The following is a 4,977-nucleotide window of genomic DNA, read 5'->3' as shown; positions in this document are numbered from 1 at the left end:
TGCAGGCGCGACCAATCCAGGCCGTCCATCAGCGCGGCGAGCTGTGAGGCGGACAAACGCATCACGCCATCGCTGATCGGCGGCCAGCGGAACGCACTATGCTCCAACCGCTTCCACAGCAGCACAAGCCCGGACCCGTCCCAGGCAAAAATCTTCAAACGGTCCGCTCGCTTTGAACGGAAGACAAAGATCGTTCCCGCGAATGGATCATCGTGGAGTTGCTCGCGCACCAGCGCGGCGAGACCGTCAGCACCTTTACGGAAGTCGACCGGCCGCGTCGCGATCATGATCTTCACGCCCGCCGAAGTCGCGATCATGCGGTCGCCCTCACGGCCCGCAGCACATCGCGCAGCCAGGCCGGATCGACCCCCGCCGCTGCCCGAACCACCGCATCACCAATCTCGATGCTGATCGTCATCGCGTTCCGCGTTGCCGCTTCCACGCACATCCCAGCGGGACGCAGCTCCGACACCACCGGAACGAAGAGTGGCGCATCCTCCGCCGGCAAGCTCAGCAGACCGGCGCGCGCGGCCTTGCGCCAAGCGAACAAGTGTTGCGGTGAGAGGTCGTGCCGGCGCGCCACCTCCGACACGACTGCGCCCGGCGCATACGACTCCGCCACGATCCGTCCCTTGACCGCGTCGCTCCACCGCCGCCGACGCCCCGCTCCGACTTGGATATCCACCCGGCCCCGGGGCTCCGAAGCGTCGACCATATCGTCAACCATATATGCGAGCCTTAACTGTATATGACGCCTCGCATGTTGCCGATCAGCTCACGCCGAACAAGGTGCGGAAGACACGCCGCTTACGGCTGAGCCAACGGATGAGGCGGCGGAAGTTGTAGCCGGCGGCGGCGAGAACGGCGTTGGCGGCGTCCCCCTGGCGGAACCAGAGATAATTGCGGCCCATGCGGTGCTCGGCTTTGAGATGGCCGATCACAGGCTCGACGGCGGCCCTGCGGCGCAGTTCGCGCTTGATCTTGGGCGTCACGCCTCGCTTCTGGCCGGAGATGAAGACCCTGAACTTATGATCGGGCGGCGCATTGTGGCCGCGGTATCCCTTGTCGGCGAGGATGCGCGCGATCGTGTTGCCGACGAGCACCTCCATGTCCGGGATCACAGTGGCCAGCGTGTGACCGTCATAGGGATTGCCGGGCAGCGCCTTCACATGGGTGACGAACTGGCCGCCCTTGGCGTGGCCGATCGTGGTGGCGACGGAGACTTTGACGCCGAACTCGTAAGGCCGATGCGCCTTGCCTTTGCCGATGCACTCGACCTCCGGCGCGTGCAGGGAATAGACCTTCGGCCCGCGCTGATGCTGCTTCTGCTCGCGCACGCGCCGCGCCAGCGTCAGCAGCTTTGCGAACGCCGCTTCGAGCCCTCCGTTACCATCGATCTTGCGGCGGATGTCATGGATGACGCGGCCGAGATAGGTCCGTAGCGTCTTGAGCCTCCGATTGGCGCGCTTGAACTGCTTGGCGTGGGCATAGCGCTGATGCTGGATCAGGGCGAACTTGCCCACCCGCGCATAGGACTGGCGCAAAGCCACCCCGTGACGCTTCGCCAGCCGCACCAGCTTCTCGCGCGCCCGGTTCAGAAGCTTCGCATCGGTAGGGAACGTCACGTTCTTGGGCTGAACCGTGGTGTCGACGATTACCCGCGACAGCTCGGACGGCTTGATCGCCTTGGTCCTGGTGGCAACCGACAGGCTCTCCTGGATCAGCGCAGCCAGCCGTTCCTCGCCCATCCGGTTGCGCCAGCGCGTCAGCGACGAACGGTCGAACACCAGCCGGTGCTGGAAGAACTCTTCGCCGCAGAAGTATTGTCGAGTGGGCCGAGGGAGTTTCATTTCACCCTCAGCCCCTCACAGAACCGGACGTGATACTCTCGCATCATCCGGCTCTTGTTACCCAACCGTTGCGTGACCAAGGCGCGCCCAGTGAACGAAGAGCGAGGGGTTGCGCTTCGCAATGCCGTTCAGCCGCCGCAAGCTCCGTCCCCGGTGCCTTTTGAGCGGCTTGTACTTCCGTCGGAGCCAGGCTCCGAGACGTTCGTCGAAGTACGTGAACAGCTTCCACAGCTCCGTTGGATAGAAGCGCCCGTAATACTGCCACCACCCTTGAAGGACCGGATTGAGTATTCGGGCTATATCGGCCAACGGAAGCGGCGCGTGCTGTGGCAAGCGCCAGCTCCTTATCCGCTCCCGCATGCGCGCGAGCGCCTGCGGACTAACTGACTGCGGGAAGGAAGCACGTGAAGAGCTTTCCCCAACGATTCTTCGCCATGCGTGGCCGGAAGGTGAAGCCAAGGAAGGTGAAGTGGACTTGCGGATGTGTCCCGCGTCGATTGCTGTCCTTGCAGTAAACCACCTGGGTTTTCTGTGAGTGCAGCGTCAGATGACAGGCGGCCAACCTTTTCTCCAAAACCGCCTTCAGATGCTCCGCCTCTTGCCGTGTCCGGCAATGGCAGATTGCATCATCGGCATAGCGTTCGAACGGAATGCGCGGAAACGTGCGACGCATCCACGTATCGAAGGGGATGGTAGAGACGAGCCTTGAAGCGGTAGCCTTTGCGGAGCCTCACTGTTGCTGACGCTTTCACGTCAGTGCCCTCACCGAGCCGGCATGACTTCTTGGACTCGCCTCCCCAAGCAGAACCCGGCGTGCAGATTTCCCGCACCGGGCTCCCCAGATGACATTCGCGAAGAACGCTCATCACACCGTCGGATGCAAGTTTCGAGCGAACGGAAGCTCGAACCACGGGCGATCGCCCAATTGTGCCCAACTCAACCGACGGCGTTGTAGGGCTTGCTTCCACTGTCGCTGGATTTCATGGCGGATCCAGCTCAGCCTACGGTCGCAGTGGTGCAGAGCGAAGTACTGGTAGAAGCCGCGCAGCATCACCGTTAGGTGCTGCTGCTGTTCGCGTCTCTTCCAGTGCCGATGCTCGAGCAGCCACTCGCGGGTGCGAGCGAGAAACTTTCTGCAACTCTTGGTGCTGGGGATACGGATCAGGGCGAACCGCCCGCTCCGATCCACCCCACAGACATGCTTGAAGCCGAGGAACTCGAACGTCTCCGGCCTCTGTCCATGCTTGCCCCGCATGACGGCAGCAAAACGTCCAAAGAGTAGCAGCCGAGTCTTGTCTTCGGCCAGCTCCAGATTGAACTGCGCGAAGCGCTCCCGCAATTGGCGCTGGAAGTTCTTCGCGTCGTCCTGGAACTGGAAGCACCCCACGAAGTCATCAGCAAAACGCACCAAGTATGCCTCGCCTCGACACAGTGGTTTGAATTTCTTCGCAAACCAGAGATCGAGCGTAAAGTGCAAGTACAGATTACTGAGCACAGGCGATATAGGTCCCCCTTGCGGAGTCCCTTCCTTGGCTGGAAGGAAGATCCCGTCTTGCAGTGCCCCGGCCTTCAGCCATTTTGATAGCAGCTGAAGGATGATCGGGTCGGCGATCCGGTGGGCCACCATCCGGCGTAACCATTGATGATCAATGCGGGTGAAGTAGCTGCGGATATCGGCCTCAAACACTGGCTAACCTTCTTTGTCACGACGTGTAGGCGCAGAGCCCGCAAGGCGTGATGAGGATTTCGCCCTGGTCGAAAGCCGTAACTGCAATCGAGGAAATCGGCTTCAAACACAGCCTCGAGAATGCGCGCGACCGCCCGCTGCAGCAGCCTGTCAGCGACAGTGGGAATCCCCAGTGGTCGCGTTCCGACCTTGCCCGGCCCTTTGGGTATCTCGACCCGCCGAACCGGCGGCGCGCGGTACGTGCCTTCTTTTAGCTGTGCACAGATCTCCTCAACTCGCTGCTCCATCTCGTTCGCAAACTGTTCGGTGCTTTGCCCGTCAACGCCGCTTGCTGCGTGCCGGTTCATCGTTCGCCAAGTTTCCTTGAGGAACGCCGGTGTCAGCAAGTGGGCCAACGAGGTGAATCGCACCTTTCGGTCCAGTTTGGCTTTCTTTGCTATCTGACCCAGTTTCGTTGACATCAGAATCCTGCCTCTGTGCGTGCGGGTAATGTTTCCCTGCGGTCAGTATTCATCTGCTTCGCCGCTTCCCCCTGTACGCGGCTTTCCCGCGCTCCGAGTACTACCAGCGAATCCGACTTCCACTGCAGCGTCTGCCTTTCTCAGGAATGATCCATATCGTCCGGCATACTCGGCGCACTTCCGCTGCGCACCGAGACCACAGTGGATCTCTCAGGTTCCTTGATACTTCCTTCTCCGAACGTGCCGTGCGCTCTGACCCCGCCGCAGTCTCTAGCCACCTCGCCTTGGACGGTGACCTACTTTTGCCTTCCAGCCATTACGACGCTGTCGGCCTGCGGATTCTTTTCTTTACGAGGCTGACCCGCTTCACTTGCGTTACGGCCCGCGCGTCGCTCTGCCTACGCTTAGCTCATGTCGTTACCTCCATAAGCCCAAGGCTCGATTCCCGGTGGGGTGGCTCTCCCCCTTGCCGAGGCGGGAATTTCACCCGCTGGAAGCATCAGGCTTGGCCTGACGCACCGTAATGCAGAAAAAGATTCGCCAGCAGCGGGCTGACCACCCCACCCTGCGGTGTTCCGGCTTCCCGTCTCTGGATAGTCCCATCGGGCATCTCTACCGGAGCCTTCAGCCATCTTTCGACGTAGAGCAGAACCCAGGGCTCCTGACAGTGCTTCCGAAGCGCTCGCATCAGAAGGGCATGATCGATCGTGTCGAAAGACTACTCGACAGACTACCCACCACCGTGCTCATCATCTCGACGACTATCCCGATCAGGTAACCATCGTTCGGTCGCGCCATCCCTTTGAGGGATCTGCGCTTAATGTGCTTGGCTGGTGTCATCGACGCGGCGAACTTCATCTGACGCTTGTACTGCCCGATGGTACCCGTGCCCTTGTACCGGCCGCGTGGACAGATCTGCCTATCGCACAACATTTACCGCGTGCAAGCCCGCAATGCGCTCGAGCGGCATTCCTGGCTT

5 protein-coding genes and 2 pseudogenes are annotated in these 4,977 nt (G+C 61.2%); all 7 read right to left on the bottom strand.

What is annotated here, in order from left to right; genetic code table 11:
• A partial coding sequence (gene tnpB / locus YUU_RS54855) for an IS66 family insertion sequence element accessory protein TnpB (RefSeq protein ID WP_371260623.1) occupies positions 1–287 on the bottom strand: 287 nt, incomplete at its 3' end.
• Positions 288–313: 26 nt separating this feature from the next.
• Positions 314–622: a transposase gene (locus tag YUU_RS0149485; RefSeq protein WP_198032002.1), complete on the bottom strand. Its 309-nt coding sequence runs from the start codon at positions 620–622 to the stop codon at positions 314–316.
• A gap of 148 nt (positions 623–770) precedes the next feature.
• Positions 771–1,835, bottom strand: a pseudogene (locus YUU_RS54850) (IS5 family transposase); the annotation flags it as partial.
• Positions 1,836–1,907: 72 nt separating this feature from the next.
• Positions 1,908–2,210 carry a group II intron maturase-specific domain-containing protein gene (locus YUU_RS62280; RefSeq protein WP_027528747.1) on the bottom strand — a complete coding sequence of 101 codons (303 nt, stop codon included), beginning with the start codon at positions 2,208–2,210 and terminating at the stop codon, positions 1,908–1,910.
• 19 nt (positions 2,211–2,229) lie between these two features.
• Complete coding sequence (locus tag YUU_RS62275; RefSeq protein WP_027528746.1) at positions 2,230–2,523, bottom strand: reverse transcriptase domain-containing protein; 294 nt, start codon at positions 2,521–2,523, stop codon at positions 2,230–2,232.
• Positions 2,524–2,715: 192 nt separating this feature from the next.
• The gene (locus YUU_RS55950) at positions 2,716–3,537 is read right to left on the bottom strand and encodes a reverse transcriptase domain-containing protein (protein ID WP_084802095.1); all 822 of its coding nucleotides are present in this window, start codon (positions 3,535–3,537) and stop codon (positions 2,716–2,718) included.
• Positions 3,538–4,518: 981 nt separating this feature from the next.
• Positions 4,519–4,713 (bottom strand): annotated as a pseudogene (locus YUU_RS0149460) (group II intron reverse transcriptase/maturase); the annotation flags it as partial.
• Positions 4,714–4,977 lie beyond the last annotated feature (264 nt).

It is taken from the genome of Bradyrhizobium sp. Ec3.3, from assembly GCF_000472925.1.
Taxonomy (GTDB): Bacteria; Pseudomonadota; Alphaproteobacteria; order Rhizobiales; family Xanthobacteraceae; genus Bradyrhizobium.
The sequence above is the reverse complement of the archived record's forward strand: the minus strand, read 5'-3'. Positions and strand labels throughout refer to the sequence as shown.